Genomic DNA, 26,686 nt, shown 5'->3' with positions numbered 1-26,686 from the left:
AAATAGGCCTAGACCCCGGATTCCCCGGAACGCAGCACACTTAGAGCTTCACCGGGTAGTCCTGCTCGCTGATGCCCGGGTCGATGCGCTTCTCCACGAAGATGCCGTGCCAGATCATGAACGCCAGCACCGTCCACAGGCGGCGGGAGTGATCCGGGCCGGAACCGGAGGTCATCGCCGTCCGGTGCTCCTCGAGCATCGCCAGAACCTCGGCCTTGTTGAAGATGTGATCCGTCTGGGAATCCTCGATGTGCTTCTTCGCCCAGCCATAGAGCTCATCGCCGGCCAGCCAGTGGCGGATCGGCACCGGGAAGCCCAGCTTCTTGCGGTTGAGCACGTGCTCCGGAACGATGCGCTCCATCGCCTTACGCAGCGCGTACTTCGTCGTCCCGTGGGAGATCTTCATGTCGATCGGGAGGGTCTCCGCGACGTCGAAAACGACCTTGTCCAGGAACGGAACGCGCAGCTCCAGGGAGTTGGCCATCGTGATCTTGTCCGCCTTGACCAGAATGTCCCCGCGCAGCCAGGTGAACAGATCCAGGTGCTGCATGCGGGCCACCGGATCCATGTCCTGGGACTTCGCGTAGATCGGGGCGGTGACCTCCCGGTGATCCCACTCCGGGCGAACCTCGCGCAGCACGCGCTCCAGCTGCTCGTAGTTGAAGGAGCGGGCATTACCGTAGTAGCGCTCCTCCATGGACATCGTGCCGCGCTGCAGCAGCGACTTACCGCGCACGCCGTCCGGCAGTGCGTCGCCCAGCTTCGCCAGCACCTTATTAATAGGGCCAGGAATCTTCTCGAACGGGGCGAGGCTCAAAGGCTCCTTATAAATGGTGTAGCCACCGAAGAGCTCGTCCGCGCCCTCGCCGGAGAGCACGACCTTCACGTGCTTGCGGGCTTCGGCTGCCACGAAGTACAGCGGAACCAGGGCCGGGTCGGCGACCGGGTCGTCCAGGTACCACATGATCTTCGGCACCGCGTCGGCGAATTCCTCCGGGCTGACCACCTTGACGATGTGCTCCGCGCCGATCGCCGCAGCGGACTCCGCGGCCACATCAACCTCGGAGTAGCCCTCGCGCTGGAAACCAGTGGTGAAGGTCAGCAGATCCGGGTTGTGGCGCTTCGCCAGGGTGGCGATGGCCGTGGAGTCGATGCCGCCGGAGAGGAAGGACCCCACCGTGACGTCCGCGCGCATGTGCTTGGCCACGGAATCCTCCAGGGCCTCGGCGATGCGCTGGAACAGGGCATCCTCGCCGCCCGCCGGCACCTTAGCCACCGGGAACTTCGGCTCGAAGTAACGCTCCTGCTCGATGGTGCAGCCGCCGTGTGCGCCCTCTGCTGGGGGAGTGACGAACGCACGGGAGCCGGACTCCAGACGGAAAATGTTCTTGTGCAGGCTCTCCGGCTCAGGGACGTACTGCAGATCCGTGTAGTGAGCAATAGCCCGGGGATCCAGATCGAGGTTCAGGCCGATGGCGTCCGCAAGGGAAAGGATGCACTTCTTCTCGGAGGAGAAGACGGTCGCCTTGTCCGTCGACGCCAGGTACATCGGCTTGATGCCGAACGGATCGCGAGCGAGGAACAGGCGGCGCTCCACCGAATCCCAGATCGCGATGCCGAACATGCCACGCAGGTGGTTGACCACATCGGCACCCCAGTGGTGGAAACCAACGACGATCGGCTCGCCGTCGCCGCCGGTATTAAAGGAGTAACCCAGCTCCTGGAGCTCCTCGCGCAGTTCGACGTAGTTGTAGATCTCGCCGTTGAAGGTCATGGAGTAGCGGTTCGGCTGATCCGCCGGCCCCCACTGCAGCGGCTGGTGGGAGTGCTCCAGGTCGATGATGGACAGGCGGTTGAAGCCGAAGACCACATCGTCGTCGTTCCAGGTGCCGCTATCATCCGGACCACGGTGACGCATGCACGGCAGCGCTTCAGCGACCGGGTCGGTGAACGTGTTGGCAGTGCCGTCGGCGGACAGTAAACCAAGTAGGCCACACATAGGGTGCTTTACTACTCCTGAATCATCGGGGACTATATAAACTGACGCGCGGAACAGAGGTGGCCGCGAGCCAGGTCGGTTAGACTACAAACTACGCGCTCGGGGGCGCTCGTCCTAGCTGGCGCGCGGGGCAGAAAACGGGCAAGTTGCCCCGGACGGGGGGAGGGGCTCACAGGAAACCCCCAAAATGTGGCACCCACCGCAACGAATAGTGGCAATTCGCTGTATATGGTCTAAAGTTCTCTAGTGAAGCAGTCTTGGGCGCAACAAGCGTGCGCTCACCACGAGCGATAACGCTGAAAACCCAAGGCTATGAACGTGTGAACGAGGAAGGCATAATCGCGTGGAACAGCGAAAAGTGCACGGTATGACTCGCCGTATTGCTATGGCAGGGACGCTCGGCCTGTCCGGCCTCGCCCTTGCTGGTTGTAACGTCGCGCCCCCGGAGAACGGATTTTTCCATGCTCTCCGCATGGGCTGGCCGATGGGTATCACCCCAGAGGCTGAGCAGATGGGCAACTACTGGGTCTGGGTCTGGGTGACCGCCTGGATCATCGGTATCATCATGTGGGCCCTGATGTTCTTCGTTATGGGTCGCTACTCCAGCAAGGCTCGCTCCCGCCGTGGCGACAACGAAGAATTCCCACGTCAGACGGGCTACAACGTCCCGCTTGAGCTGGTGCTCACCACCGTTCCGGTTCTGATCGTCATGGTCCTGTTCTTCTTCAACGTCCAGACTCAGGACAGCGTGACCGCCCTGGATAAGGACCCGAAGGTCAAGGTTGACGTCACCGGTTACCAGTGGAACTGGAAGTTCGGTTACGGCGAGATCAACGGTGAACTGCTGGGCGGCCAGGACTACGAGGGCGTCGACAAGGAGGCTCAGCAGCGCGCTGAGGACTCCAAGTACGAGATCCGCTCCAATACCAACCACGGTGTCGGCCCGATCCACGGTCGTTCGAAGGAAGACTACAGCTACCTGAACTTCAACAAGATCGAGACCGTCGGCTCCACCGACGAGGTTCCGGTCCTGGTTGTTCCGTCCAACACGGCAATCGAGTTCAACCTCGCTTCCGCGGACGTTGCTCACTCCTTCTGGATCCCAGAGTTCCTCTTCAAGCGCGACGTGTTCCCGCACCCGGAGGCGAACCAGTCTGAGCGTCGCTTCCAGATCTCCGAGATCAAGGAAGAGGGAGCATTTGTCGGTCGCTGTGCCGAGATGTGCGGTACCTACCACTCCATGATGAACTTCGAGCTGCGTGTCGTCTCCCCGGAGAAGTTCGCGGACTACATCAAGTTCCGTCAGGACAACCCAGAGGCTCCGAACTCCGAGGCCCTGAAGTCCATCGGTGAAGCTCCGTACTCCACCTCTACCCACCCATTCGTTTCCGACCGCACGGCTACCCGTGAGGCCGGCGAGAACATGACGGACCGCAACGCTGCCTAAGGGCACCGCGCGAGTTCCTAACTAGAGAAAGAGGGAAAGATGACTTCCGGAGCAAAGCTTTTCTACGGCCTCGCCGTGTTCTTCTTGGTCATGGACGTGGTCTACATTCTGGGTACCAAGTACCTGGCCGAAACCAACCGCGTGATGGGGACCGAGTGGGCTGGTGTCACCGGCCTGACCCTGGCCCTTCTGCTGTCCCTGATGCTGGCGGTGTACCTGCACATCACCGACAACAAGACCGACATCGGTCCATCTGACTGGGAGATGGCTGAGATTGAGGACGGTGCTGGCGTGCTGGGCTTCTTCTCCGCTGGCTCCATCTGGCCGTTCCAGCTGACCATCGCAGTCATGCTGGTCGCTTACGGTCTGGCTTTCGCTCACCTGTGGCTGATCGTGGCCGGCGCTATCTTCCTGGTCTGGGGCTCTGTCATGATGAACCTCCAGTACGGTGTCGCTCGCGACGACCACTAAACGCTTAAGCGTTCACACGCTTTAAGGCCGCGGCCGGATTCCCCTCGTGGGATCCCGGCCGCGTTCTGCATTTCTGGAACCTGTCCGTCGATTCCTGGCTGTCTGCCGGAGGGCCACCGCATCCGTTGCCATTCGGGGGGCTGTTCGGCGGACCGGATATCGGGTTCGGGTCGAAGGGGGCGCTCGGCCCGGCTATCAATGGCAGCGGAGTTTTTGCGTTGAAGGCTGACGCAAAGGCCCCTCGGTCAGGCTTTAAACCTTGACCGAGGGGCCTCGCGGGGGAGTGATGCGGTCCCTAACGGGCGATCATCGCCTCCATCTTCTTCAGTGCTGCACCAGATTCCAGGCTTTCGCGTGCGCGGTCGATGTTCCGCTTCAGTGTGGCCTGCAGGCCGTCTTGCTCCCAGCCCTCGACGGTGGCCAAAGCTGCGGCCGCGTTGAGAAGGACGGCGTCCTTGATCGCACCCTCGAGCTCGCCGCGGAAAAGCTTGCGGGCGATATCGGCGTTGTACTCGGCATCCCCGCCACGCAGGGCGTCCTCCTCATAGAAGTCGAGGCCCAGGGAACGCGGGTTGATGATCTCCTCGTCGGTCTGTCCGTTGGCATCCACGGTGACCACGTCGGTTGGGGCGCACACGCTGATCTCGTCCATGCCGTCCATGCCGCGAACCACGAGCACACGGCTTCCCTGGTGGGCGAAGGCGCCGCCGATGATCGGCATGAGATCCTTGAACGCACAGCCGATGAGGCCATAACCGGGCTTTGCCGGGTTGGTCATCGGGCCGAGCAAGTTGAAGACGGTCGGAACCTTCAGCTCGCTACGCACCGGGCCAGCGAAACGCATAGCGGGGTGGTAGGCCTTCGAGAACAGGAACGCGAAGTGCGTCTCCTTCAGGTCCTCCGCTACAGCCTCGGGGGAGCGCTCGATGTCCACGCCGAGCGCCTCGAGCATGTCTGCGCCCCCACATTGGGAGGACGCCTTGCGGTTACCGTGCTTAACAACGTTCGTTCCGGTGCCCGCGACGACGAAGGACGCCATCGTGGAGATGTTTACGGTGTTGCGGCCATCGCCGCCGGTTCCGACGATGTCCACAATCTTGTCCACGCCTGAGAAGTCCACCGGGGTCGCGAAAGAGCGCATGGCCTCTGCTGCAGCGGCGAGCTCCGCGGCGGTGATGCCCTTAACTCGAAGACCAAAGGCAAAGGCGGAGATCAGGACGTCGCTGGCGCGCCCAGCCATGATCTCGTTCATCGCCCACGCGGTCTGGGACTCGCTGAGCTCTTCGCGGCGACCCAGGCGGTCCAGTAGGCCCGGCCAGGTGAAGTAGGACTCCGGAAGTTGCTCGGCACCAAGTGCATGAGCGGTAGAGGTGAATGTGCTGTGATCGGTTGACTCTGTTGCCACCTGTTGGCTCCCTTCCAAAGCTGTTTCTTTAAATAATACGGCGGAGGTTAGTGTTGCCTGTGAGCGGGTGGCGTGGATCACCACTACGAACCGAATCTCGGCGACTTCTGCGGGGGTAGAGGTGAGATGCGGGGCGCTTCGGTGTCGGGGTTCGGGCCCGAAGTGGGGGAGGGAGTGGTGCCTTGCTGGCTGAATCCTGTGAACAAAATCGGGTGTCAGTACGGCGGAAAACCGCTGCCGCTTATGCGCTGACCTGCCACGATGTGGCGCGTCGGATAGCGGTTCCAAAAAGTTCCGACTATCCCCCAAAGGGGGGATACTGGCAGGTTTGTCCAAGGTTTGACCTGCTGTTTTCCAGTCCGCTTTGAGCTTTCACGCGTGGGGAATCGACTATCTGCCAGAAAACAGCCATACTTAGACACGTGACAAGCGCAGTTGAAAACCCAGGTATGGCAGCACCACATCGTGTTGCGACGCTGAACCGACCGAACATGGTCAGCGTCGGCACGATCGTGTTCCTGTCTCAAGAATTGATGTTTTTTGCTGGCCTGTTCGCGATGTACTTCGTGTCCAAGGCCAACTCGGGAGGCAATTGGCCATCCGAGCCAACCGAGCTGAACGTGCCTTTCGCGGCGACGATTACGATCATCCTGATCTCCTCGTCCGTGACTGCGCAGTTCGGCGTGTTCGCGGCTGAGAGGGGGGATGTCTTCGCTCTTCGTCGTTGGTACGCACTGTCGGCGTTGCTGGGAACCGTGTTCCTTATCGGTCAGGGATACGAGTACTTCCACCTCGTTCAGACTGGAACCACGATCCCGGGCTCCGTTTACGGCTCGGTGTTCTTCATCACGACCGGTTTCCACGGCGCACACGTGCTGGCCGGTGTGATTGCGTTCCTCGTTGTGTTGCTCAGGACGTTCAAGTCCAAGTTCACCCCGGCACAGGCAACCGCTGCCGTCGTTGTGTCCTACTACTGGCACTTCGTCGACGTTGTCTGGATCGGCCTGTGGATCACGATTTACTTCGTTCAATAGGCCGTTAGCGCCAACTCAGGTTGGCCGACAGCCCATCGCAATTCCATTGACGAGTTAAAGGGAACAAGATGGATACCTCTAACAACAACGCGGGCACCGGTGCAGCAACCGGTGCACAGCGTTCCCCAGGGGCCGCACGGCGGCGCCGCAAGCTCCGCAAGGTGCTTGCCGGGGCATTCGCTCTCGTCGTCGGACTGACCGGCGCGGGATTCCTGGCTAATGCCCTCACTCCGGACCCGAACACTGCTACGGCACAGCAGGACGAGACCGCACTGGTCCAGCAGGGTAAGGAGATTTACGAAGTGGCATGTATCACCTGCCACGGTGCCAACCTCCAGGGCCAGGAGGGTCGTGGTCCTTCGCTGATCGGTGTCGGCGAGGGCTCCGTGTACTTCCAGGTCCACTCCGGCCGCATGCCGATGCTGCGCAACGAGGCGCAGGCAAAGCGTAAGCAGCCGCGTTACTCCGAGCAGCAGACCCTGGCTCTGGCGGCATACGTCAACGCCAACGGTGGCGGCCCGGGCATCGTCCGCAACGAGGACGGCTCCATCGCCATGGAGTCCCTCCGCGGTAAGAGCACCACCGACGGTGAGATCAACCCGGCCGACGTGGCACGCGGTTCCGACCTCTTCCGTCTGAACTGTGCCTCCTGCCACAACTTCACTGGCCGTGGTGGCGCACTGTCCTCCGGTAAGTTCGCACCGACTCTGGATCATGCGAACGAGCAGGAGATCTACCAGGCCATGCTGACTGGCCCGCAGAACATGCCGAAGTTCTCTGATCGCCAGCTGACCGCTGACGAGAAGAAGGACATCATCGCCTTCGTGAAGAACGCTAAGGAAACCCCGAACCCGGGTGGCTACGGCCTCGGCGGTCTGGGTCCCGTTAGCGAGGGCATGCTGATGTGGTTCGGAGGCATCATCGTGATGATCGCCTTCGCGATGTGGATTGGAACCCGGTCATGAGCGAATTGAAGAATAAGTACACTGATGCCGAGCTGGCACAGATGAGCGAGGAAGACCTCGCTCGCCTCGGCACCGAGCTGGACGGCGTGACCGTCGCTTACCGTAAGGAACGCTTCCCGATCGAGAACGATCCGGCTGAGAAGCGTGCCTCCCGTCGGGTTGCCACCTACCTGATCCTCTCCATCGTCCTCGGCCTGGCATTCGTTGCCATCTACCTCTTCTGGCCGTGGGAGTACAAGCACATGGATGAAGAGGGCCTGTGGTGGTACACCTTCTACACCCCGCTGCTGGGTATTACCTCTGGTCTGTCCATCACCCTGCTGGGCATGGGTGTTGCGGCATACACCAAGAGCTTCATCCCGGAGGAGATCTCCGTTCAGACTCGCCACGACGGCCCGTCTGACGAGGTCGATCGTCGCACCCTCGTGGCCCTCCTGAACGACTCCTGGAAGACCTCCACCCTCGGCCGCCGCCCGGTTATCGCCGGCCTGGCCGCAGGTGGTGCTGCACTCGCTGGTCTCGCGATCATCCTCCCAATGGGCGGCATCGTGAAGAACCCGTGGAAGCGCGGCGCAATGGGCATCGCCGGCGACGGCACCCTGTGGACCACCGGCTGGACCCTGCACGAGCAGGGCGAGAAGCTGTACCTGGCTCGCGACACCGGCGCCGTGGCTGAGAACCACGACGGCCACTGGAGCACCCAGGGCATCTCCCGCCTGGTCCGCGTCCGTCCGGAGGATCTGGACGCTGGCGCCATGGAGACCGTCTTCCCGATGACCGAAAGCATGGTCAACGACGGCGACAAGTACGACGCCAAGGCCGATGTCTACGAGGAGCACATGCACTCCATCCACGGTTCCCGCAACGCGGTCATGCTGATCCGTCTGCGCCACGAGGATGCTCTGCGTGCTGTCCAGCGTGCCGGCCAGGAAGACTTCCACTACGGCGACTACATTGCGTTCTCCAAGATCTGTACGCACATTGGTTGCCCGACGTCCCTGTACGAGCAGCAGACCAACCGTATTCTTTGCCCGTGCCACCAGTCCCAGTTCGACGCACTGCAGTACGGCAAGCCGGTCTTCGGCCCAGCCGCACGTGCACTGCCAGAGCTGCCGATCACGGTGGACGAGGAAGGGTACCTCATCGCCAAGGGCAACTTCATTGAGCCTGTTGGCCCGGCATTCTGGGAGCGTAGGTCATGACCACTAAGCAACAAGGCCGCCTCGCGCAGGCCGCAAACAACATCGATGAGCGCTACACCGCATCTGGGGTAATCCGCCCGCAGATCAACAAGGTGTTCCCGACTCACTGGTCCTTCATGCTCGGTGAGATCGCGCTCTACTCCTTCATCATTCTGATCCTGTCGGGTGTCTACCTGACCCTGTTCTTCGACCCATCCATGTCGAAGGTCATTTACGACGGCGCCTACGCACCGCTCAACGGTGTGGAGATGTCCGCCGCTTACCACACGGCCCTCGATATCACCTTCGAGGTGCGTGGTGGCCTGTTCATTCGCCAGGTCCACCACTGGGCAGCACTGCTGTTCTCCGTGTCCATCATGGTTCACATGATGCGCATCTTCTTCACGGGTGCATTCCGCAAGCCGCGTGAGGCTAACTGGGTTATCGGCTGCCTGCTTCTGCTGCTGTCGATCGCCGAGGGCTTCATGGGCTACTCTCTGCCGGACGACCTGCTCTCCGGTGTGGGTCTGCGAATCATGTCTGCGATCGTGATCTCCCTGCCGATCATCGGCACCTGGATGCACTGGATCATGTTCGCCGGTGACTTCCCGGGCGACATCATCATCCCGCGTCTGTACATCGCGCACGTGCTGCTGATCCCGGGCATCCTGCTGGCTCTGATTGCCGCTCACCTGGCTCTGGTCTGGTTCCAGAAGCACACCCAGTTCCCTGGACCGGGTCGCACCGAGAACAACGTTGTCGGCGTGCGAATCCTGCCGGTCTTCGGTGTCAAGGCTGCTTCCTTCGGGCTGATCACCTTCGGTGTCGTGGCACTGCTGGCCGGTGTCTTCCAGATCAACGGCATTTGGAACATTGGCCCGTACAACCCGTCGCAGGTCTCCGCTGGTTCCCAGCCGGACGTCTACATGCTGTGGACTGATGGTGCTGCCCGTGTCATGCCGGCATGGGAGCTGTACCTCGGTAACTACACCATCGCCTCTGTCTTCTGGGTTGCTCTGCTGCTCGGCCTGCTGGTCGCGCTGCTGGTTGCCTACCCGTGGATCGAGCAGAAGATGACCGGTGACACTGCGCATCACAACCTGCTGCAGCGTCCGCGCGACGTTCCCGTCCGCACCGGCCTCGGCGTTATGGCGCTGGTGTTCTACGCACTGCTGACCGTCTCTGGTGGTAACGACCACGTCGCTCACTTCTTCGACATCTCGCTGAACGTGATGACCTGGGTCGGCCGCATCGGCCTGATCGTGCTGCCTCCGATCGCGTACTACGTCACCCACCGCATCTGCGTTGGTCTGCAGCGTCGCGACCGGGAGATCCTGGAGCACGGTATCGAGACCGGTACCATCCGTCAGCTGCCGTCCGGCGAGTTCATCGAGGTCCACCAGCCGCTTGGTGGCGTCGACGAGCACGGCCACGCCATCCCGCTGGAGTACCAGGGTGCATACGTGCCGACCCAGCCGAACGACCTCGGTGCGGCTGGCAAGCCGGGCCGCGGTGGCTGGTTCAGCCCGGACTCCCCGGAGATCGCCGAAAAGGCTCAGGAGATCGAGCAGCGCAACGCGCTGGAGCGCAAGCAGATGTTCGAGCGTCTCCAGGAGGCCAACCGTGCCGAGCTGGAGTCCCGCAACGAGGACTAAACGCCACGAGGCGCATAGCTCGCAGAAGTACCGGCGCTAGTTCCAACTGCCACTAGCAGCCGGGAAAGGCTAAGGGCGGGGCCCACGTTAAAAACGTGGGCCCCGCCCTTTTGCTATGCCTTCTTATTCACCAGCCATTTGCCCGTGCCCGGGGGGGGGAGCGTCAGGGCGGAGCAGCGGGTTCCGGAAACGGAACGCAACACCTGCCCGTGGCCCGGGGGAGCATCAGAATTGGGTCGGAAGTGGGGTAGCTGTTTCCGCTAACGCCGCGGGGGCTCTTGTGCGATTGTGTAGAGCCGATGGGTGAGATCGAAAGTCGTGGCCGCGTCCTGCTGCGCCCGATGGGCAGGGGAGGAGGCCAACCCACAGTGTGCCGCGAGGTTCGCCAACGTATAACGCCCCACGGCCTCCCGGGGGATGAGCTCTCGAGCGGTCGCTGCCGTGCACAACGCTTGTGGGAGGCACTGCTCCGTCAAAACCCGTGCCGCATCCGCGTGCCCCAGGCGAGCGTATTCCGCCGCGAGGAAGCCGACGTCGAACTTCACGTTGTGCCCCACGAGCGTCCTATTCAATACGTGGGGTAGGAGCTCCTGAGCGACCTCGGCAAAAGTGGGTGAGTTGGCGACATCATCGTCCCTAAGGCCGTTGATGTTGCTGGATTCCCCAGGAATGCTGCACTCGGGGTTGAGGAGGCAGTGGAAGCTCCCCACGATGCTTCCATGCTCTACGGTCAGGACAGCGATCTCGATGACTCTATCCGTGGCAGGCTCCAGCCCGGTGGTTTCCAGGTCCACCACCGCACAGCGTTCCAACGCTGCTGCCAACGCAGCCTCAAGGCGTGGGCGCGGGTTCACCGACGAGCCATCATCACGATCGCAGCCGGGTTGAGTATTAGCCGGGGGAGTGCTCATAGCTAAGGAGTCTAGGCGCGCTCTCGGACGAGCCCGTTCTTTGGCTGAGCAGCAGGTGTTCGATGTCCGGTTTTCTTCCCTCCAAACCGTGTTTCCAGCGCCACAAAGCACCCAATATGGAGAGATGTGAGCAAGATCACATTGCTGGGACTTTGCCGCCATGGCTGCGGTGCTGGCGCCAGTGGTCGAGCGGTGCAGCAAATGTAAGAACGCAGGTAGCGGGGTTATTACGGTTTGGTAACTTTTACGTGTGTATAGAGCGAAGTTCCCAGGTTGGTGGCTCTGGTTGGCATGAAATCAGAAGATTTTTCACAAATTCGGCCGTTTCGGTGGACAGGGCTTGTGATCGTTTCGTAATCTTTCCGTGACCTTAAAGCAGAGGGCAGCAGCCCCGCCGGTAAACATCCGGAGAAAAGAAACCGAATAAGAACTCCCCACTAGGGGAGAAGCGAAAGGCAAGAATTTCTATGGGTAAGCACCGTAAGCAGGGCAACACCGTCCGCAACGCAGTCGCATTCGCAGCAGCAGGCGCAGGCCTCGCGGCTCTGGCCCCAGCTACCGCGACTGCCGCACCGATCACCGTCCCGGACACCGACTTCTCCGTCGAGGCGCCGGACCACGTCGCCAAGCAGGTCCAGCCGCACATTGATAACGCTCACCGCCAGGCAGTGAACATGGGGCTGGTCAAGCAGGCCCAGGTTCCAACCCAGGGTGCGAAGAAGGCTGCCCCGGCTAAGGCTTCCCAGGTCAGCATCGGCCAGAAGATCGCTGACTACGCCATGAGCAAGGTTGGCGCTCCGTACGCCTGGGGTGCTGCAGGCCCCAACGCCTTCGACTGCTCCGGCCTGACCAGCTGGGCCTACAAGCAGGTCGGCAAGAACATCCCGCGTACCTCCCAGTCTCAGGCTGGCGGCGGCAAGCCGGTCGCCATCAAGGATCTGCGCCCGGGCGACATCGTCTCCTACTACGGTGGCGCATCCCACGTGGCCATCTACATCGGTAAGGGCAAGGTCGTCCACGCCGTCAACTCCGGCACCCCGGTTCAGGTCAATGACCTCAACTACATGCCGGTCAACAACGCGGTGCGCTTCTAGTTTTACAGCGCTCTGATTGCCCGCCGGAGTGGCCCAGAATGCGGCCTCCGGCGGGTTTCTTGTTTCCTTCAGTTAACTCTTGTGGCTAACGAGGGCTGGCGTTACTGCGCTGCAGCTCAGGCTAAAGAAACAGCTACTCATTGCGAGCCAACTGTGGCATAATCACAAGTTGGTTGTTCCGCTGGGTTTCGGTTCGCCGCAGCAGGTGTCAGCCCAAGCCAACACGGCTGCACGATCCCCCTGAAACCCGGCTTATGGCCGTGACATCCCTGTCAACGGCCCTCACATCCTCCCCACACTGTGGCTCCTCGAAACAAAGGTTTGGAAAAATCTTGTCTAAGCAGAAATTCACCCTCGGGACTAGTGTTTGCGCTGCTGTGCTCACCGCCGCAACGCTCCTGCCGACCGCGCCGATCGCCCAGGCCGACCCCGCCGCGTCGACCCGAGACAATGGAGTCAACCAGGCGGGCACTAAGAAGGACAAGAAGAAGCTCAGCGAGTTCGACGCCACCCAGGCTGACGTCGACCGTCTGCTCAAGAGCCCCGCGCCGCAGGACGTCGACGGCCTGATCAAGCGCCTCGAAAAGATCTCCCGCACCGCGGCGGTCACCAGCGACCTCGTGGAGTCCACCAAGGGGCGCATCGCCAAGCAGCACGAGGCTTTGGATAAGGCTAACCGTGAGGTTCACGCCGCCAAGGCCCAGCTCGACAAGACCCAGAAGAAGGTGGACGCCTCCCGCGCCTCCGTCTCCGAGATGTCCCGCTCTGCCTACCGTGGCGCCAGCGTGGACCCGGTCTCCGCGATCGCCGGCGCATCCGGTCCGGCCGCGGCCATGGATCGCTCCGCCTACCTGACCGCCCTGACCCGCGACGCGCAGTCCCGCATGGACGCCGTCACCCAGGATCAGAAGGACGCCCACGCCGCTCGCTCCAAGGCGCTGCGCACCAAGGCCCAGGCCGACCACCGACTCAACGAGCTGCGCTACCAGGAAAAGAAGCTCAACGAGCGCTCCGCGGACCTGGACCGGCTCAAGGCTGAGGTCAAGACCATCGTCGACGGCTTCTCCCCGGAGGACCGCCGCCGTTGGGTCGACCGCAACGGGCCGATCGACGTCGACGTCGATGAGTTCTTGGGCAAGCTGAAGAAGTCCGCAGGCGGTGCCGCGAAGGGTAACTACGCAGGTGCCGTCGCCGCGGCGATGAGCAAGCTCGGCTCCCCATACAGCTGGGGCGCCGCCGGCCCAGACGCCTTCGATTGCTCCGGCCTGATGGTCTGGGCTTATCAGCAGATCGGCAAGTCCATCCCACGCACCTCCCAGGCCCAGCTTTCTGGTGGCCAGAGCGTGAGCACCTCCGACCTGCAGCCGGGCGACATCGTTGCCTACTACCCAGGTGCGACCCACGTGGGCATGTACATCGGCGACGGCCAGCTCGTCCACGCCTCCGACTACGGCATCCCGGTCCAGGTGGTTCCGGTCGATTCCATGCCGATCGTCGGCGCCGTCCGCTACTAGCAGGTCCCAGCCGGCGTGCCGGAGCAGCAGAACAACGGTGTCCCAGCCCCGCGGGTCCTCGTCGTCACGAACGACTTCCCACCGACCCTCGGGGGCATCCAGACCTACATTCGCGACTATCTGAACGCGCTGATCACCCACGCTGGGATTCCCGCGGAGAACATCGTGGTCTTCGCCTCCACCCAGGACGCCGACGCGGCCGCCGAGTTCGACGCCGCTGTCGACTATCACGTCGCGCGGTGGCCCCGGAAGATCATGCTGCCCACCCCGCAGGTTGCCCGCCGCATGCGGCAGCTCATCCGCGAATACCGGATCGACACCGTCTGGTTTGGTGCTGCGGCCCCGCTTGCTGTGATGGCGCCCAGCGCCCGAGCTGCCGGGGCAACGCGGGTGGTGGCCTCCACCCACGGCCACGAGGTTGGCTGGTCCATGTTCCCCGGCACCCGGGCGGTGCTCCGCTACATCGGCCGGAACGTGGACACACTCACCTTCGTCTCCCGCTACGTGCGCGGGCGCATCGCCGGGGTCTTCGGCCCGGATGTGGCGTGGGAACCCATGCCCGGTGGTGTGGACGCCGCAAGCTTCACCCCCGATGAGCAGGTCCGGCAACGCCTCCGCCACCGCGTGGGCGTTGAGGATAAGAAGGTCATCGTCGCGGTCAGCAGGGTCGTTCCCAGGAAAGGGCAGGACACCCTCGTGGCGGCGATGCCGCAGATCCTGCGGGAGGTCCCGGACGCCCACCTCGTGATCGTCGGCCCCGGCGATTACGCGGAGAAACTCCAGCGGCGTGCCGAGAAACTCCGCGTCGCCCAGCACGTGACCTTCACCGGGCCGGTGCAGCCAGAAGACCTCGCCGGCTACTACAGCCTCGGGGATGTCTTCGCCCTGCCGGTGCGCACCCAGGGCGGTGGGCTCTCCGTCGAAGGGCTGGGCATCGTCTTCCTCGAAGCACAAGCCGCGGGGAGGGCCACCGTGGCCGGCAATGGCGGGGGAGCGCCCGAGACCGTCATCGATGGGGTCACCGGCGAGATCGTGGACGGGCGTGACACCGCCGCCGTCGCCACCTGCCTCAGCGAGCTGCTCAACGACCCGGAACGCGCCGCAAACCTGGCTGCAGCTGGTCAGAAGCGTGTCGCGGAGGCCTGGGACTGGCGCGTTCTCGCCCAGCAACTGGAGTACGTCCTTCGAGGCGACCAGCAGGCACGGCGGCGCACACCACCGCGCCACAGTTGGAATTCCCCAGTCAAGAAGAAGTAAGTTCTATAAGGACCTCAACTCGCCAGCCGCACGACACGACCGCGGCAAACTCAACCGAGGGGCGAGAATCACGGCAAATACCGGTGCTACGTGGCACCGGTATTTCCGCGCCTGAATCGAGAAAGGTTGCCGGTGCACGACCAGGAAGCACCAGCTGAACACTCACAGCTGACGATCGGTATGGACATCGGAGGCACGAACCTCCGCGCGGCGGTCATCGACGCCGACGGTGCGATCGTCGACCTCGAGAAGCTTCCCACGCCATCCGAAGCCCCGGCTTTGGAAGACACCATCGCCCGCGTCGTCGACACACTGCGCGCCCGCCACCCAAAGGTCGGAGCGGTGGGGCTGGCGATCGCGGGTTTCCTGGCCCCCGACCTGCGCACCGTTCGTTTCGCGCCCCACCTGCCGTGGGAGGACGTCGACGTCGTTGCCCGACTAGAAAACCGCATCAAGCTGCCCATCGTCGTGGAGCACGACGCCAACGCCGCCGCCATCGGGGAGCACCATCGCGGCGCGGCTCAGGGGGTCGGCACGTGGGCGCTGTTCGCCATCGGCACCGGGGTGGGCGGCGCGCTGATGCACGACGGTGAGCTGTATCGGGGATCCTTCGGCACCGCGCCCGAGTTCGGCCACATCACGGTCGTGCCCGGCGGACGGGCCTGCCCCTGCGGCAAGCGGGGTTGCCTGGAACGCTATTGCTCCGGCTCCGCGCTGCAGCTGGCCGCCCACGACCGCATCGCGCAGCGGGCCTATCCGGAATCTGTGCTCTTTACACGCTTCCACCGGCAACCGGAGGAGATCTCCGGCCGCCACATCGTCAAGGCCGCCCGCGATGGCGACGAGCTGGGTCTCGAGATCGTACGGGACGTCGGCGAGTGGCTCGGCCGCGGTTTGGCGATGGTGCAGGACATCCTGGACCCGGAACTCATCGTCCTGGGCGGGGGAGTGAGCGCCGATGCCGACCTTTTCCTGGATACCGCGCGGGCAGAGATGGCGAAAAGCATCGTTGGCCAAGGTCGCCGGCCCCTAGCCCGCGTCATTCCCGCGGAATTGGGTGGGGACGCCGGTATGATCGGCGTGGCTCTACTCGCAGCGCAGGCGCTGGACTAAAGAATTCAATCCCCCCGGGCCAGCCCCTGCTCGCCGCGCGCGGCCAATCACGAACGGGGCTTCGGCGCTCGAGGCTAACTCTAGGAAGGCAAGACTTTTCCAAATGCGGAACCGGACTTACTGGTGGTTGAAGCACGTCTTCATCGGGCCGTGGCTGTGGATCTACAACCGGCCATTCACCCGCGGGCTGGACAAGCCGCCAGCGGATGGGCCGGTGATCTTCGCCTCTAACCATCTCGCCGTGATGGACTCCTTCTATTTCCCACTGGTGAACAAGCGCCAGCTGACCTTCCTGGCGAAGAAGGAGTACTTCACCGCCCCAGGACTGGTCGGCGCGATCCAGCGCTGGTTCTTCTCCTCGGTGGGGCAGGTGCCGATCGACCGCGCCGACAAGAGCTCCCAGGAGGCCGCTCTGCAGACCGCGCTGCGGGTGCTGGAGAAGGGGGACGCGCTGGGCATGTACCCGGAGGGCACCCGCTCGCCGGACGGCCGCCTCTACCGCGGCAAGACCGGCATGGCTCGCATCGCGCTGGAATCCGGCGTGAAGGTCTACCCGGTGGCGATGATCAACACGAATAAGGTCAACCCGATCGGCTCCTGGATCCCTCGGCCCTACCGCTGCGGCGTGATCGTGGGCGACCCGATCGACCCCGCCGAGTTCAAGGACGCTGGCGATGACTACCAGCAGGCCCGCGCGCTGACCGACCGCGTGATGGAAGAACTCGCGAAGCTCAGCGGCCAGGAGTACGTGAAGGATTTCTACGCCGCGGACGTAAAAAACTCTCTCGCTGCAGGTCAGGGCTACCCGGAGGGTTCCGCCCCTGGCGAGGGCGTGGTGTACTCTTAAAAAAACGTTAAGAAGTCGCGCTTCAATGAGGGGCTTGCCGGCTGCGGGAACATTCCAAGGCAGGGCAGAGCCCCATTGGTATAGAGGAGCAAACATCAAGACGAGCAGTGGGGAGACCCTGGACGCGATCGCGGCGACCAGGGCGGTGGCGCCGACGTCGACGCCCGCGTCGACGCCCCGCAAGGTGAGCCGCGTCGAGTGGGCGGATACCGCGAAGGGGCTGTCGATCATCGGCGTGTGCCTGATGCACATCGTGACGGCGGTTCCGGACGGTACGAGCACGCCGCTGGGGCTGCTGTCCTCCTTCCTCGACCCGCTGCGCATGCCGCTGTTCTTTCTGGTCTCCGGGCTCTTCGCCCACCGCGTGCTGGAGCGCACGCTGGGGGACCTGTGGTACCGCCGCCTGTGGTTCCTGCTCGTTCCCTACCTGGTTTTCACCCCCTTCCAGGCGCTGATCCGCCTCCACATGGCGGGCAATGCCGACCTGCCACACCTGATCCAGGCGATCCTGTTCGGGGACCCGGGGCTGTGGTTCCTCTACACGCTGATGGTCTACAACATTGTCGCGTGGTTGCTGCGCAGCCAGCCAGCCGTCGTGGCCCTGGCACTATCCTTCGTTCCCATCTGCGCAGGCATGATGACCGGCTGGGTGCAGACCCAGAGCTTCCGCCAGGCCTTCATCTACATGCCAATTTTCTTTGCCGGCCTGCATTTCCGCACGTGGTTCTTTGGCCTGGCAAATAAGGCCGGCAATGCGGCGGTCATCCTCGGCACCTTCGGAATCTTCGTGGCATGGGAATTCGTGTACCGCTACATGGAGGCGGTGGTCTTCCAAGATTGGGATATCGTCATCTTCAGCCAGAACGCCTTCCTCGCGCTGATTCGCACCTTCACCGCCGTACCCTTCGGTGTGGTGCTGGCCGTGTGGCTGAGCAACACCCCGATGGTCAACCGCTTTCTTACTTTCGTTGGGGCGAATACGCTGCCGATTTACGTCAGCCACCACGCGATGATGTGGCTGTTTATGGACGTTATCGCCCGCGGTCTCGCTGATGGGGACCCGGATCGCTACGGCTTCCTCACCGAGACCTACCCCCTCATGCTCCTCGGTTTTGCTGCCTGCCTGTTCGCCGGGGCCCTGTTCTACAACGTCGGCAAGGTGCCGGTGCTCAAGTGGATTCTTTATCCGCCGGCTTTGCCCCGTCGGGGCGCTACCCGGCTACACTCGACCGCGGAACAACACCCCACGCCGCGCCAGCAGTGCGCAAGCTCCACCCAAACGCGAAGCTAGAAAGCAGTAGCAGTGCGCTATTTTTATGACACCGAGTTCATCGAAAACGGTCGCACCATCGACCTGATCTCCATCGGTGTTGTCGCGGAGGACGGTCGCGAGTTTTATGCGATCTCCACGGAATTTGATGCGTCAGCAGCCGGCCCATGGGTCAAGCGCAATGTGCTGCCGCTGCTGCCTCCGCGCTCCCACGCGGCCTGGATGAGTCGCGCGCAGATGCGCGACCAGCTCTACGACTTCCTCCTGCCACCCGGCACGACCCGCCGCGACTGGCCAGAGCTCTGGGCCTGGCTGGGGGCGTACGACCACGTGGCGCTCGCGCAGTTGTGGGGAGATATGACCAAGCTTCCCCGCGAGATCCCGCACTTCACCCGCGAGCTGCGCCAGCTGTGGGAGATGGCAGGCAAACCGCAGCTGCCGGAGGCCCCATCCAAGGCCCACGACGCGCTCGTGGACGCCCGCTTCAATGCCGTGAAGTACCGACTGAGCATGGCGGCGCTGAGTAAGCGCACTTAAGGCGCAGCCCAGGGCCAATTTCGGGTATAGTTTCAGGCATGTCTTGGACTATTGACCTCCCTATCGATGAGATGCCCGACCTCCCACCGCTGCCAGACGATATTGCAGTGGAGTTTGACCAGGTTTTTGCTCGTGATGCCAAGCAGCAGCCGAGCTGGGACAAGGATCATGCTTATCGGGTCCGGAGGATTCTCGAGTCCGTCCCGCCGATCGTCGTCGCGCCGGAGATTCGACGTCTGCGCAAGCAGCTCGCGGACGTTGCCCTTGGCAAGGCCTTCCTGCTGCAGGGCGGTGACTGCGCCGAGACCTTCGAGTCCAACACCGAACCGCACATCCGCGGCAACATCAAGACCCTCCTGCAGATGGCGGTCGTCCTGACCTACGGGGCGTCCACCCCCGTGGTGAAGATGGCCCGCATCGCCGGCCAGTACGCCAAGCCGCGTTCCGCTGACCGCGATTCCAACGGCTTGCTGAACTACCGCGGCGACCTCGTCAACGGCCACGAGGCCACCGAGGAAGCCCGCGCCCACGACCCGTCCCGCATGGTGCGCGCCTACGCGAACTCCTCGGCGACCATGAACCTCATCCGCGCGCTGACCAGCTCGGGCACCGCGGACCTGTACAAGCTGCACGAGTGGAACCGCGAATTCGTCGCCAACTCCCCGGCAGGCGCCCGCTACGAGGCCCTGGCCCAGGAGATCGACCGTGGCCTGGAGTTCATGAGCGCCTGTGGCGTGACTTCCTCGACCCTGCACACCGCGGACATCTACGCCTCCCACGAGGCCCTCGTTCTGGACTACGAGCGCGGAATGCTGCGCCTGGCCCACGACGAAGAGGGCAAGGACGTGCTCTACAACCTCTCCGCGCACCAGGTGTGGATCGGCGAGCGCACCCGCGGGCTGGACGACGCCCACATCCACTTCGCCTCCCTGATCGGCAACCCGGTTGGAGTGAAGATCGGGCCGACGACCACCCCGGAGGAGGCCGTGCAGTACGTCCACCGCCTCGACCCGCACAATGATCCGGGCCGCCTGACGCTGATCACCCGCATGGGCTACGACAAGATCCGCGACGTCCTGCCACCGATCGTGGAAGCCGTGGAGGCCACCGGGCACAAGGTCATCTGGCAGTCCGACCCGATGCACGGCAACACCTACACCAGCTCCAATGGCTACAAGACCCGCGACTTCGACCGCATCATCGACGAGGTCCAGGGCTTCTTCGAAGTCCACCGGGCCATCGGCTCCCACCCGGGCGGCGTGCACGTGGAGCTCACGGGCGACGACGTCACCGAGGTTGTCGGCGGCGGCCAGTCCATCACCGACGTGGACCTGCCGAAGCGCTACGACACTACCGTCGATCCGCGCATGAACACCCAGCAGTCCCTGGAGCTGGCGTTCCTCGTCGCGGAGATGCTCCGCAACTAGGCTGCTGCCCCTGTAGCCAGCGCCGGACCGCACCGGTCCCGCAGCGCAACGCAACCCCGGCGGAAGGAGATATCCTTCCCCGGGGTTATTTCGTGCCCAGCCGATTGCGTGGGGTCGGTTGATTGAGGGCCGGTTGCCCAGCCGGTTGTGCAGGGTGCACGGCAGCGATAGCCATCCAGGGTGTCAGGCGGGGGCGGTGGGGAGACCGCAGTGGAGCTAACCCGAGCGCCCCAGCGGAGCCTAGAAGGTCGAAATCCGCACCGTGTCGCCCTTCTGTGCCTTCCGACCGGTGTTCGGCGACTGGCTCCACACCAGGCCGTCCTCCGAGCCCGAAATCTCGACCTCGAAGCCCGCGTCTTCCAGCTTCTCTCGGGCCTTCTCCGCCCGCATCCCCAACACGAAGGGGACCGACTCGGCGTTGGAGACCCTGAACTTCACCTGCGTGTCCCGGGACGGGTCGACGACCGTGCCCGCCTCCGGCGACTGGGAAGCCACGTCGCCGCCGGAGACGTCCTCGTCATAAACCTCGCCGTCATCGACCGGATCCAGGCCCGCATCCCGCAGCTCTGCGATGGCCTCCGACTTGCTCAGCCCCGTGATATCCGGGACCTCCGTGGCGTTGTTGACCACGATGGTGACCTCAGACTTGCTCGGAACCTCCGCGCCCTTCGCGGGCGTCGTACGAAGAACAGTATCCGGGGCGGCGTCGGCGTCGAACTCCTTGATCGTCTTGCCCACCTTCAGGCCGGCGGATTCCAAGGTCTTCTTCGCGCGGTCCAGCTTCTGGCCCTCCACGCCCGGCACCCGGACCGGTTTCGGCCCGCGGGAGACGTGAATGGTCACTGTGGACCCGGTGCGGACCTCGCTGCCGGGAGAGGGGGAAACTTCCGCGACCGTTCCTTTCTCGGCGTCGTCGGAGTAGACCTCCTCGCCAATCTCGGCGACGAGGGTGCGGGACGTCAGCTTGGCGGAATAGGTCTCCGCCGTGTCCGTCTCACCAGGGATCGGGACGGTAGGCGCCCCGAGGCTGACGAGCACCGAAACCTGGCTACCCTTCGGTGCTCGCTCACCAAAAGGGGGATCGGTCCCCATCACTTCTTTCGCCGGGTGGTTGTCGGAGAACTGCTCGTCCACCTGGGAGACGAAGCCTGCGTCCTCGACTTTGACGACCGCCGCTTCGCGGTCGAGGCCGACGACCGAGGGGATCTGGCCATAGCGGCCAGAGGTCAGCCACCAGCCGCCGAGCGCGATCGCGATCACCAGCGCGGTGATGATCACGGTCCACAGCAGACCCTTGACAGTGGAGCGGTTGCTGAGTTTTTTCGTTGGCGCCGGTGGAGGCGTGGGGCGATGTTCGGGTGCCGGGTAGCCGCTGGATTGCTGCGGCGGGTAGCCGGCGGGAGCAGCGGGGTAGTGCTGTGGCTCCGCGTAGCCCGGCGCAGCCCCATACTCCTGGGGCTGGGCTGGCTGGGCCCACTGGTTATAGCCCTGATCAGCCTCGGCGGGGGAGTAATCCCCGTAGGGGTCGACCAGCGCGGTCTCCGACGTCTCGTGAGCCTGGCCCGGAGCCGAGTAGCGGGTCTCGGCCGTGTGCCCGTCCTCGTGGGTGCCCGCCGCGGGGTCGAGAGTGACCGCTCGGGTGGACATCGCCTCGTCGTCCCAGGCCAGGCGGTCGGTGAAGCTCGAGCCTGCCAGGGCGTGCTGCACCGCGGAATCGGCCGGGACGGGCACCCGGAAAGCCGGAAGTTGGAGTTCCGCAGCGGTCTGGCGAACCGCGGCGAGGAACTCGGAACCGTCCGCGAATCGATCCTCCGGTGCCCGCTGGCAGGCCCGCAGCACGAGGTCGTCGATCTCCGGTGGCACCCCGTCGATGATCTCGGAGGGGGCGGGGACGTCCTGTGTCAGCCGGCTCAGTGCAGTCTCGACGGGGCTGCCACCGTTGAACGGGGTCTCGCCGGTCAGCAGCTCGTAGAGCAGCACCCCGGCGGAATAGACATCGGAGGTCGCGCCCAGGGAATGGCCCTGGACCTGCTCGGGAGAAAGGTAGGCGACGGTGCCGATGACCTGCCCGGTGGCGGAGGTGCGCGCCGCTTCACCCGAGCCCGTCGAGACCGCGCGGACGAGACCGAAGTCCGCGAGCTTGACCTGGTGATTAGCGCTGATCAGCACGTTATCCGGCTTGATGTCCCGGTGGATCATGCCCGTCGTGTGGGCAACCGATAGCGCGGTGAGCACCGGCTCCATCACTGAGAGCGCGGCGTGCGGCGGCATTGGGCCGCGCTCCCGGAGCAGCTCCCGCAGCGAACCGCCGTCCACGAGTTCCATGACGAGGAAGACGAACGGGCCGTCCTCGCCCTGGTCGAAGACGTTAACCAGATCCGGGTGCGTGAGCTTGGCGACTGCCCGGGCTTCCCGCTCGAAGCGGGTGCGGAAGGTCGGATCGGTCGCAAGCTCCGGGTTCATGATTTTCACCGCAACCTCACGGTCCAGGCGAGTGTCCACGGCATGGTAGACCGTCGACATTCCGCCCTTGGCGATCTTTGCGCCCAGGTGGTAGCGGTCGTCGAGGTAGCTGCCGGGTTGCGGTTCCATCACTGTTACTGCCGATAATCCTTGCTTATGTTTTCTTCGTTCGCTCTTCCCCCAGGTCGTGCCACTGAGCGCGCACAACGTGGCCGTTGTATCCGCAGGGCGTCGACCGAAAGGGGAGGGCAGGGCGGTCCCACACCGAGCCGTTGACGCGACGCAGGGCGCCCTAAAGGCTCAAGCATGCCTTGAAGGTGTCAACGATTCTAGCCTGTCGCAGTCGAATACAATGGCAGCCATGAGCAACTCCACACAGCCGGACCCGCAGTCTTCCCACCCAGAAGCCACCCCAGCAGCCAAAAGCCGCTCTGATCGCGGTCGCGTGACCAGCGGCGTGTTGCAGGAAGCCGCCGGCGGCCTGCCCGCAGGCGAGGAACTGCTGAGCATCCCCGAGGCCGCCCAGCGAATGGGGGTGGGGCAGAGCAAGATCCTGGACCTGGTGCAGAAGAAAAAGATCCTCGACACCAAGATCGACGGCGTGCGTTACCTCCCCGCCCGCTTCTTCGACGAGGACGGCCAGGTCACCCGCTTCCTCCCCGGGGTGGTCGCCCTCCTTCTCGACGGTGGCTACCAGCCCACGGAGATCCTGGAGTACCTCTTTACTGAGGACGACTCCCTGCCGGGTCGGCCGGTTGATGCGCTGCACGGGCACTTGGCTCGCGAGGTTCGTCGCCGGGCGCAGGCGATGGCGCTGATTTAGCGGCCTTCGGCCACGGCTCGGCCTGCTCTTCCGGCATGCCGGGCGCGAAGCCCAAGGTGGCGCGCAGCGCGAACCACATCACCACCCCGATGGCGATGACCCACCACAAAACGTAGAGCCGGTTGTTTCCGCCGCCGTCGAACATGAAGCACAGCACCGCGCTCAACCAGGCCACGATGAACACCGCCCGGCGGTCACGGACGCACACACCCACGATCACCAGCGGTGCGACGTAGTACCAGGGCAGAACCACCGAGTTGAACACGCAGGTCACCGCGTAGGCCAAGGTGGCGCCCAACAGGGCACGACGGATGTCGTGGCGGAAGCACCACCACACCACGACCAGACCTATCAGCATGATGACCATCGAGATCGGCCGGAAGATGCCGACCAGGACATTGAAGCCGATGTCGTCGTTGATGCGGGAGATGAAGGGCTCCAGGGTACTGGCCAGCATTGTGGGGGCGGCCAGCGGATTAATCACCTTCGAGTTGCCGGACATCTCCGCGATCCAGCCCCAGGTCTGCCCCGAGGCCCAGGTGATGGCGAACATGACGGCCACGACAATCGCCACGGAGCTGATACCCGTCCACAGCAACGCGGCGAACCGGGCACCGGTCTCCTTGAACCAGCCACCGGGCGCGGGCCCGGCGATACGGGCCACAGCGATCCAGATCAGGAACGGCAAAGCGATCGCGGCGGTGGCTTTCAAAGCCACGCCGACCGCAATGAGCACGCTGCCCAGCAGCAGGCCGGGGACGGGGCGCAGCCGCAGGCTCGCCAGAATCCCGAGCATCACCAGCGCCATCATCATCGACTCGGTGTGCAGCCCGCCGATGAGATGCACGATCACCAAAGGATTGGCCACACCCAGCCACACCGCCAGCTCGGGGTCGCTGCCGAGCTCGGAGGCGAGGCGGCGCACCACCCAGATCAACGCCAGGAAAGCCACCAAAGTCAGCAGCTTGAACACGAATATCCCGGCGGTGACGTTATCCCCGGTGATCGTGGTGATCCCCTTGCCCAGCCACAGGTGGCCGGGGCCATACGGGGTGGTGGTGTTGCGCCAGTCAGCAGAGACTTCGTAGAGCATCGGACCCGGGTTGGCCGCAGCACCCACCCGGTAGGCGTCCAATCCCTCTTTCGCCAGCGCCCCCTGCATCAAGTAGGAGTAAATATCGCGGCTCATCAAAGGTGCTGCCAGCACCATCGGTCCGATCCATGCGGCGAGCGCCCGCTGCGGCAAGGCGTGCCCGCCTCGGAGCACGAGCCCGCCGACGATCGCCCAACTGAGCACCAGCAGCGCAATGCCCACCCACAGCACGACGGAGAAGATCCCCTCCATGTGCCCGAAGGTTAGCCAATCCAGGCCGAGGGCTTGCATGATGCCACCGCGTTCGCGGGTCGCGCCCACGGTGTAGGAACACAGCGTGAGAATCACTGAGCCGATCAGACCCATGCGGATCGCTCTGCCCATGCTTTGGGCCCGCAGCCACGCAGTGGGGCGGGCGACGACGGGGTGCCCAGTGAAAGGTCGGTCGGTCGCGACGGGCTGGTCCTGCGACTCCGTCAATTGCGTGCTCATCGGATGGAACCTCCGCCAATAATCCTGCGTGCCGCCAAAGAACCGGAAAGTAGCGTGGTTGGTACGCCCACACCTGGAGTAGTCGACGATCCAGCGAGAACCACGTTCTCCAGGCCTGCCACCGGATAATTACGCGGCCTAAAGGGGCCGGTCTGCGCAACGGTGTGGGCCAACCCGAACGGCGAGCCGGCGCCATGGCCCTGTTGCTGCCAGAACCGAGGGGTATCAATCCTGGCCACCGACAGGTGTTCCTGTAGACCAGTAAAGCCTCGCCCCTCCAACACACCCAGCAGCTCCTGGACGTAGTTCTCGGCGATGGCCTCCCAATCCACGCCCGCCCGGTCCAGGTTCGGCGCCGGGGCGAGAACGCTCACCGGCTCGACCGTTCGGCCATCCTCGGTGCGGATCAGCCGCTCGGGGATCGTCGCCGCTGGGCGGGTTACTAGCAGCGATGGGTCCGACATGAGTCCCGCCCGGCCGCGCGGGGCGGTGAGTTCGGCGAAGGTCTCGTCCCACGCCTCGCCGAAGCTGATGGTGTGGTGGTAGCCCCCTGTACCTGCGACCGGCCATGCTGCGGTGACGTCCACCGGGATGCTGCCATGCACGACGACTGCGGAGGGGGACCAATTCGGCTTCCGCCCCGCCAGCCGTGCCGGGGAACCCAATAGTTCCTCCACGACGGGCAGATCCGCGGTGACGATGACGGCATCCGCGGCCACCTGCTCGCCGTCGGCTGTTCGGATCCCCGTGGCACGCGCACCGTCGTGGACGATGCGATCCACCCGGGTGCTGCAGCGCAACTCTCCGCCGGCCAGGCGGAAGGCCCTGGCCAGTGCCTCAGGAACGTCCCCCATGCCGAAGCGCGGGTAGAACACACCCATGGTCGTGTCCATGTGGGAGATCACCCCATAGACCGCCCGGGCCTTCGCTGGGGCGACGCCAGCGTAGAGAGCCTGGAAGCTGAACACCCGGGCTAGCTCTTCGTCCCCCAGGTGGCGGGAGGCGCGCTTTCCCAGGCTGCCGAATGCCCCGAGCTCCACGAGGTCCGCCATGTCATTGGCGGTGGCAGGGGTCGCAACGGCGTCGAGGGCGGAATCGAAATTCGCGCCGATGAAGGACTCGAATGAAGCGTCGAAGATCCTGCCAATCCACTGGCGATGCTGGCGGTATCCCCGGGCAAGCCGGTCGATATCCGTGTTGTCAGCACCGTACTTCCCAGCGGCGAAGCGCCGCACCTCGTGCTCCATCGTGTCGCCATCCGGGTAGACATCGAGCTCGCGGCCGCTGGCGAACATCGCGTGATACGCCGGGCGCAGCTTGCGGTATGCCCATCCGACCTCCTCGGCGCCCACCCCCAGGTGCAGCAGAAGGTTATCCACCAGATCCGGCATCGTCAGCACCGTTGCCCCGGTGTCGGCGTAGAACTCGCCGTGGTCGCTGCGCAGCTGCTCTGTCCGGCAGCGGCCCCCGACCTCGGGGTTCGCCTCAACCAACGTCACCTGCTTACCCGCGGCCTGTAGCCGGCACGCGGCCGCCAGACCGGATAGCCCCGCACCTACGACAATGACGGACTCGACATTCCCAGGAACCCGGTCACGGGTCGTTGGGCGGGTGGTTGGAACCACCATCCGGCGCGTGGCGGCGAGAACCTGGCGAGGGGAGGGGATCGCGCTAAAAATCGGCATGCC

Annotated in this window: 21 protein-coding genes; 15 read left to right on the top strand and 6 right to left on the bottom strand. The window is 64.0% G+C overall.

The window, feature by feature from the left end; all coding sequences use genetic code 11:
- Positions 1-40 precede the first annotated feature (40 nt).
- Positions 41-1,999, bottom strand: coding sequence for an asparagine synthase (glutamine-hydrolyzing) (asnB, locus tag CU_RS06255; RefSeq protein ID WP_012360488.1), 1,959 nt, complete (start codon positions 1,997-1,999; stop codon positions 41-43).
- 343 nt (positions 2,000-2,342) lie between these two features.
- On the opposite strand from asnB, the gene ctaC reads away from it, so the two are divergent.
- Positions 2,343-3,446 carry an aa3-type cytochrome oxidase subunit II gene (gene ctaC / locus CU_RS06250; RefSeq protein ID WP_012360487.1) on the top strand — a complete coding sequence of 368 codons (1,104 nt, stop codon included), beginning with the start codon at positions 2,343-2,345 and terminating at the stop codon, positions 3,444-3,446.
- A gap of 39 nt (positions 3,447-3,485) precedes the next feature.
- Complete coding sequence (gene ctaF, locus CU_RS06245) at positions 3,486-3,917, top strand: aa3-type cytochrome oxidase subunit IV (protein WP_012360486.1); 432 nt, start codon at positions 3,486-3,488, stop codon at positions 3,915-3,917.
- A 295-nt stretch (positions 3,918-4,212) separates the two neighbouring features.
- On the opposite strand, the gene trpD is transcribed toward ctaF, so the two are convergent.
- Entirely contained in the window at positions 4,213-5,322 is a 1,110-nt protein-coding gene (trpD, locus tag CU_RS06240) for an anthranilate phosphoribosyltransferase (RefSeq protein WP_012360485.1), read from the bottom strand.
- Positions 5,323-5,744: 422 nt separating this feature from the next.
- On the opposite strand from trpD, the gene ctaE reads away from it, so the two are divergent.
- The 4 genes from ctaE to qcrB all read left to right on the top strand — a co-directional run bounded on the left by ctaE (position 5,745) and on the right by qcrB (position 10,157).
- A complete protein-coding gene (gene ctaE / locus CU_RS06235) occupies positions 5,745-6,356 on the top strand; it encodes an aa3-type cytochrome oxidase subunit III (RefSeq protein WP_041628485.1) in 612 nt (203 codons plus the stop codon).
- 68 nt (positions 6,357-6,424) lie between these two features.
- On the top strand, positions 6,425-7,321 hold the full coding sequence (gene qcrC / locus CU_RS06230; RefSeq protein WP_012360483.1) for a cytochrome bc1 complex diheme cytochrome c subunit: 897 nt from the start codon (positions 6,425-6,427) through the stop codon (positions 7,319-7,321).
- On the top strand, positions 7,318-8,523 hold the full coding sequence (gene qcrA, locus CU_RS06225; RefSeq protein WP_012360482.1) for a cytochrome bc1 complex Rieske iron-sulfur subunit: 1,206 nt from the start codon (positions 7,318-7,320) through the stop codon (positions 8,521-8,523). Before qcrC ends, qcrA begins: the two co-directional genes overlap by 4 nt.
- Positions 8,520-10,157, top strand: coding sequence for a cytochrome bc1 complex cytochrome b subunit (gene qcrB, locus CU_RS06220; protein ID WP_012360481.1), 1,638 nt, complete (start codon positions 8,520-8,522; stop codon positions 10,155-10,157). Before qcrA ends, qcrB begins: the two co-directional genes overlap by 4 nt.
- Positions 10,158-10,417: 260 nt before the next feature.
- On the opposite strand, the gene CU_RS06215 is transcribed toward qcrB, so the two are convergent.
- Positions 10,418-11,068, bottom strand: coding sequence for a 3'-5' exonuclease (locus tag CU_RS06215; RefSeq protein ID WP_231837620.1), 651 nt, complete (start codon positions 11,066-11,068; stop codon positions 10,418-10,420).
- A gap of 467 nt (positions 11,069-11,535) precedes the next feature.
- On the opposite strand from CU_RS06215, the gene CU_RS06210 reads away from it, so the two are divergent.
- The 8 genes from CU_RS06210 (at position 11,536) to CU_RS06175 (ending at position 20,127) form a co-directional block, all read left to right on the top strand.
- The gene (locus CU_RS06210; protein WP_012360479.1) at positions 11,536-12,162 is read left to right on the top strand and encodes a C40 family peptidase; all 627 of its coding nucleotides are present in this window, start codon (positions 11,536-11,538) and stop codon (positions 12,160-12,162) included.
- Between the two features lie 332 nt (positions 12,163-12,494).
- Positions 12,495-13,676: an NlpC/P60 family protein gene (locus tag CU_RS06205; protein ID WP_231837619.1), complete on the top strand. Its 1,182-nt coding sequence runs from the start codon at positions 12,495-12,497 to the stop codon at positions 13,674-13,676.
- 15 nt (positions 13,677-13,691) lie between these two features.
- Entirely contained in the window at positions 13,692-14,933 is a 1,242-nt protein-coding gene (locus CU_RS06200; protein WP_012360477.1) for a glycosyltransferase family 4 protein, read from the top strand.
- A 132-nt stretch (positions 14,934-15,065) separates the two neighbouring features.
- Positions 15,066-16,046: an ROK family protein gene (locus CU_RS06195; protein WP_012360476.1), complete on the top strand. Its 981-nt coding sequence runs from the start codon at positions 15,066-15,068 to the stop codon at positions 16,044-16,046.
- A 103-nt stretch (positions 16,047-16,149) separates the two neighbouring features.
- Positions 16,150-16,893 carry a lysophospholipid acyltransferase family protein gene (locus tag CU_RS06190; protein WP_012360475.1) on the top strand — a complete coding sequence of 248 codons (744 nt, stop codon included), beginning with the start codon at positions 16,150-16,152 and terminating at the stop codon, positions 16,891-16,893.
- Between the two features lie 25 nt (positions 16,894-16,918).
- Positions 16,919-18,184: an acyltransferase family protein gene (locus CU_RS06185; RefSeq protein WP_012360474.1), complete on the top strand. Its 1,266-nt coding sequence runs from the start codon at positions 16,919-16,921 to the stop codon at positions 18,182-18,184.
- A gap of 12 nt (positions 18,185-18,196) precedes the next feature.
- Positions 18,197-18,700: a polyadenylate-specific 3'-exoribonuclease AS gene (locus tag CU_RS06180; RefSeq protein ID WP_012360473.1), complete on the top strand. Its 504-nt coding sequence runs from the start codon at positions 18,197-18,199 to the stop codon at positions 18,698-18,700.
- A 38-nt stretch (positions 18,701-18,738) separates the two neighbouring features.
- Complete coding sequence (locus tag CU_RS06175) at positions 18,739-20,127, top strand: class II 3-deoxy-7-phosphoheptulonate synthase (protein ID WP_012360472.1); 1,389 nt, start codon at positions 18,739-18,741, stop codon at positions 20,125-20,127.
- 240 nt (positions 20,128-20,367) lie between these two features.
- Here CU_RS06175 and CU_RS06170 read toward each other — a convergent pair whose 3' ends face one another.
- Complete coding sequence (locus CU_RS06170; protein WP_012360471.1) at positions 20,368-22,719, bottom strand: PASTA domain-containing protein; 2,352 nt, start codon at positions 22,717-22,719, stop codon at positions 20,368-20,370.
- Between the two features lie 232 nt (positions 22,720-22,951).
- Here CU_RS06170 and CU_RS06165 point away from each other — a divergent pair, with 232 nt between their 5' ends.
- A complete protein-coding gene (locus tag CU_RS06165; protein WP_231837618.1) occupies positions 22,952-23,413 on the top strand; it encodes an Rv2175c family DNA-binding protein in 462 nt (153 codons plus the stop codon).
- On the opposite strand, the gene CU_RS06160 is transcribed toward CU_RS06165, so the two are convergent.
- Complete coding sequence (locus CU_RS06160; protein WP_012360469.1) at positions 23,313-24,998, bottom strand: alpha-(1->6)-mannopyranosyltransferase A; 1,686 nt, start codon at positions 24,996-24,998, stop codon at positions 23,313-23,315. The two genes, CU_RS06165 and CU_RS06160, sit on opposite strands and share 101 nt — an antisense overlap.
- Positions 24,995-26,683 carry a phytoene desaturase family protein gene (gene crtI, locus CU_RS06155; RefSeq protein ID WP_012360468.1) on the bottom strand — a complete coding sequence of 563 codons (1,689 nt, stop codon included), beginning with the start codon at positions 26,681-26,683 and terminating at the stop codon, positions 24,995-24,997. The genes CU_RS06160 and crtI overlap by 4 nt, the downstream gene beginning before the upstream one ends.
- Between the last annotated feature and the right edge of the window lie 3 nt (positions 26,684-26,686).

It is taken from the genome of Corynebacterium urealyticum DSM 7109, assembly GCF_000069945.1.
GTDB classification, from domain to species: domain Bacteria; phylum Actinomycetota; class Actinomycetes; order Mycobacteriales; family Mycobacteriaceae; genus Corynebacterium; species Corynebacterium urealyticum.
The sequence above is the reverse complement of the archived record's forward strand: the minus strand, read 5'-3'. Positions and strand labels throughout refer to the sequence as shown.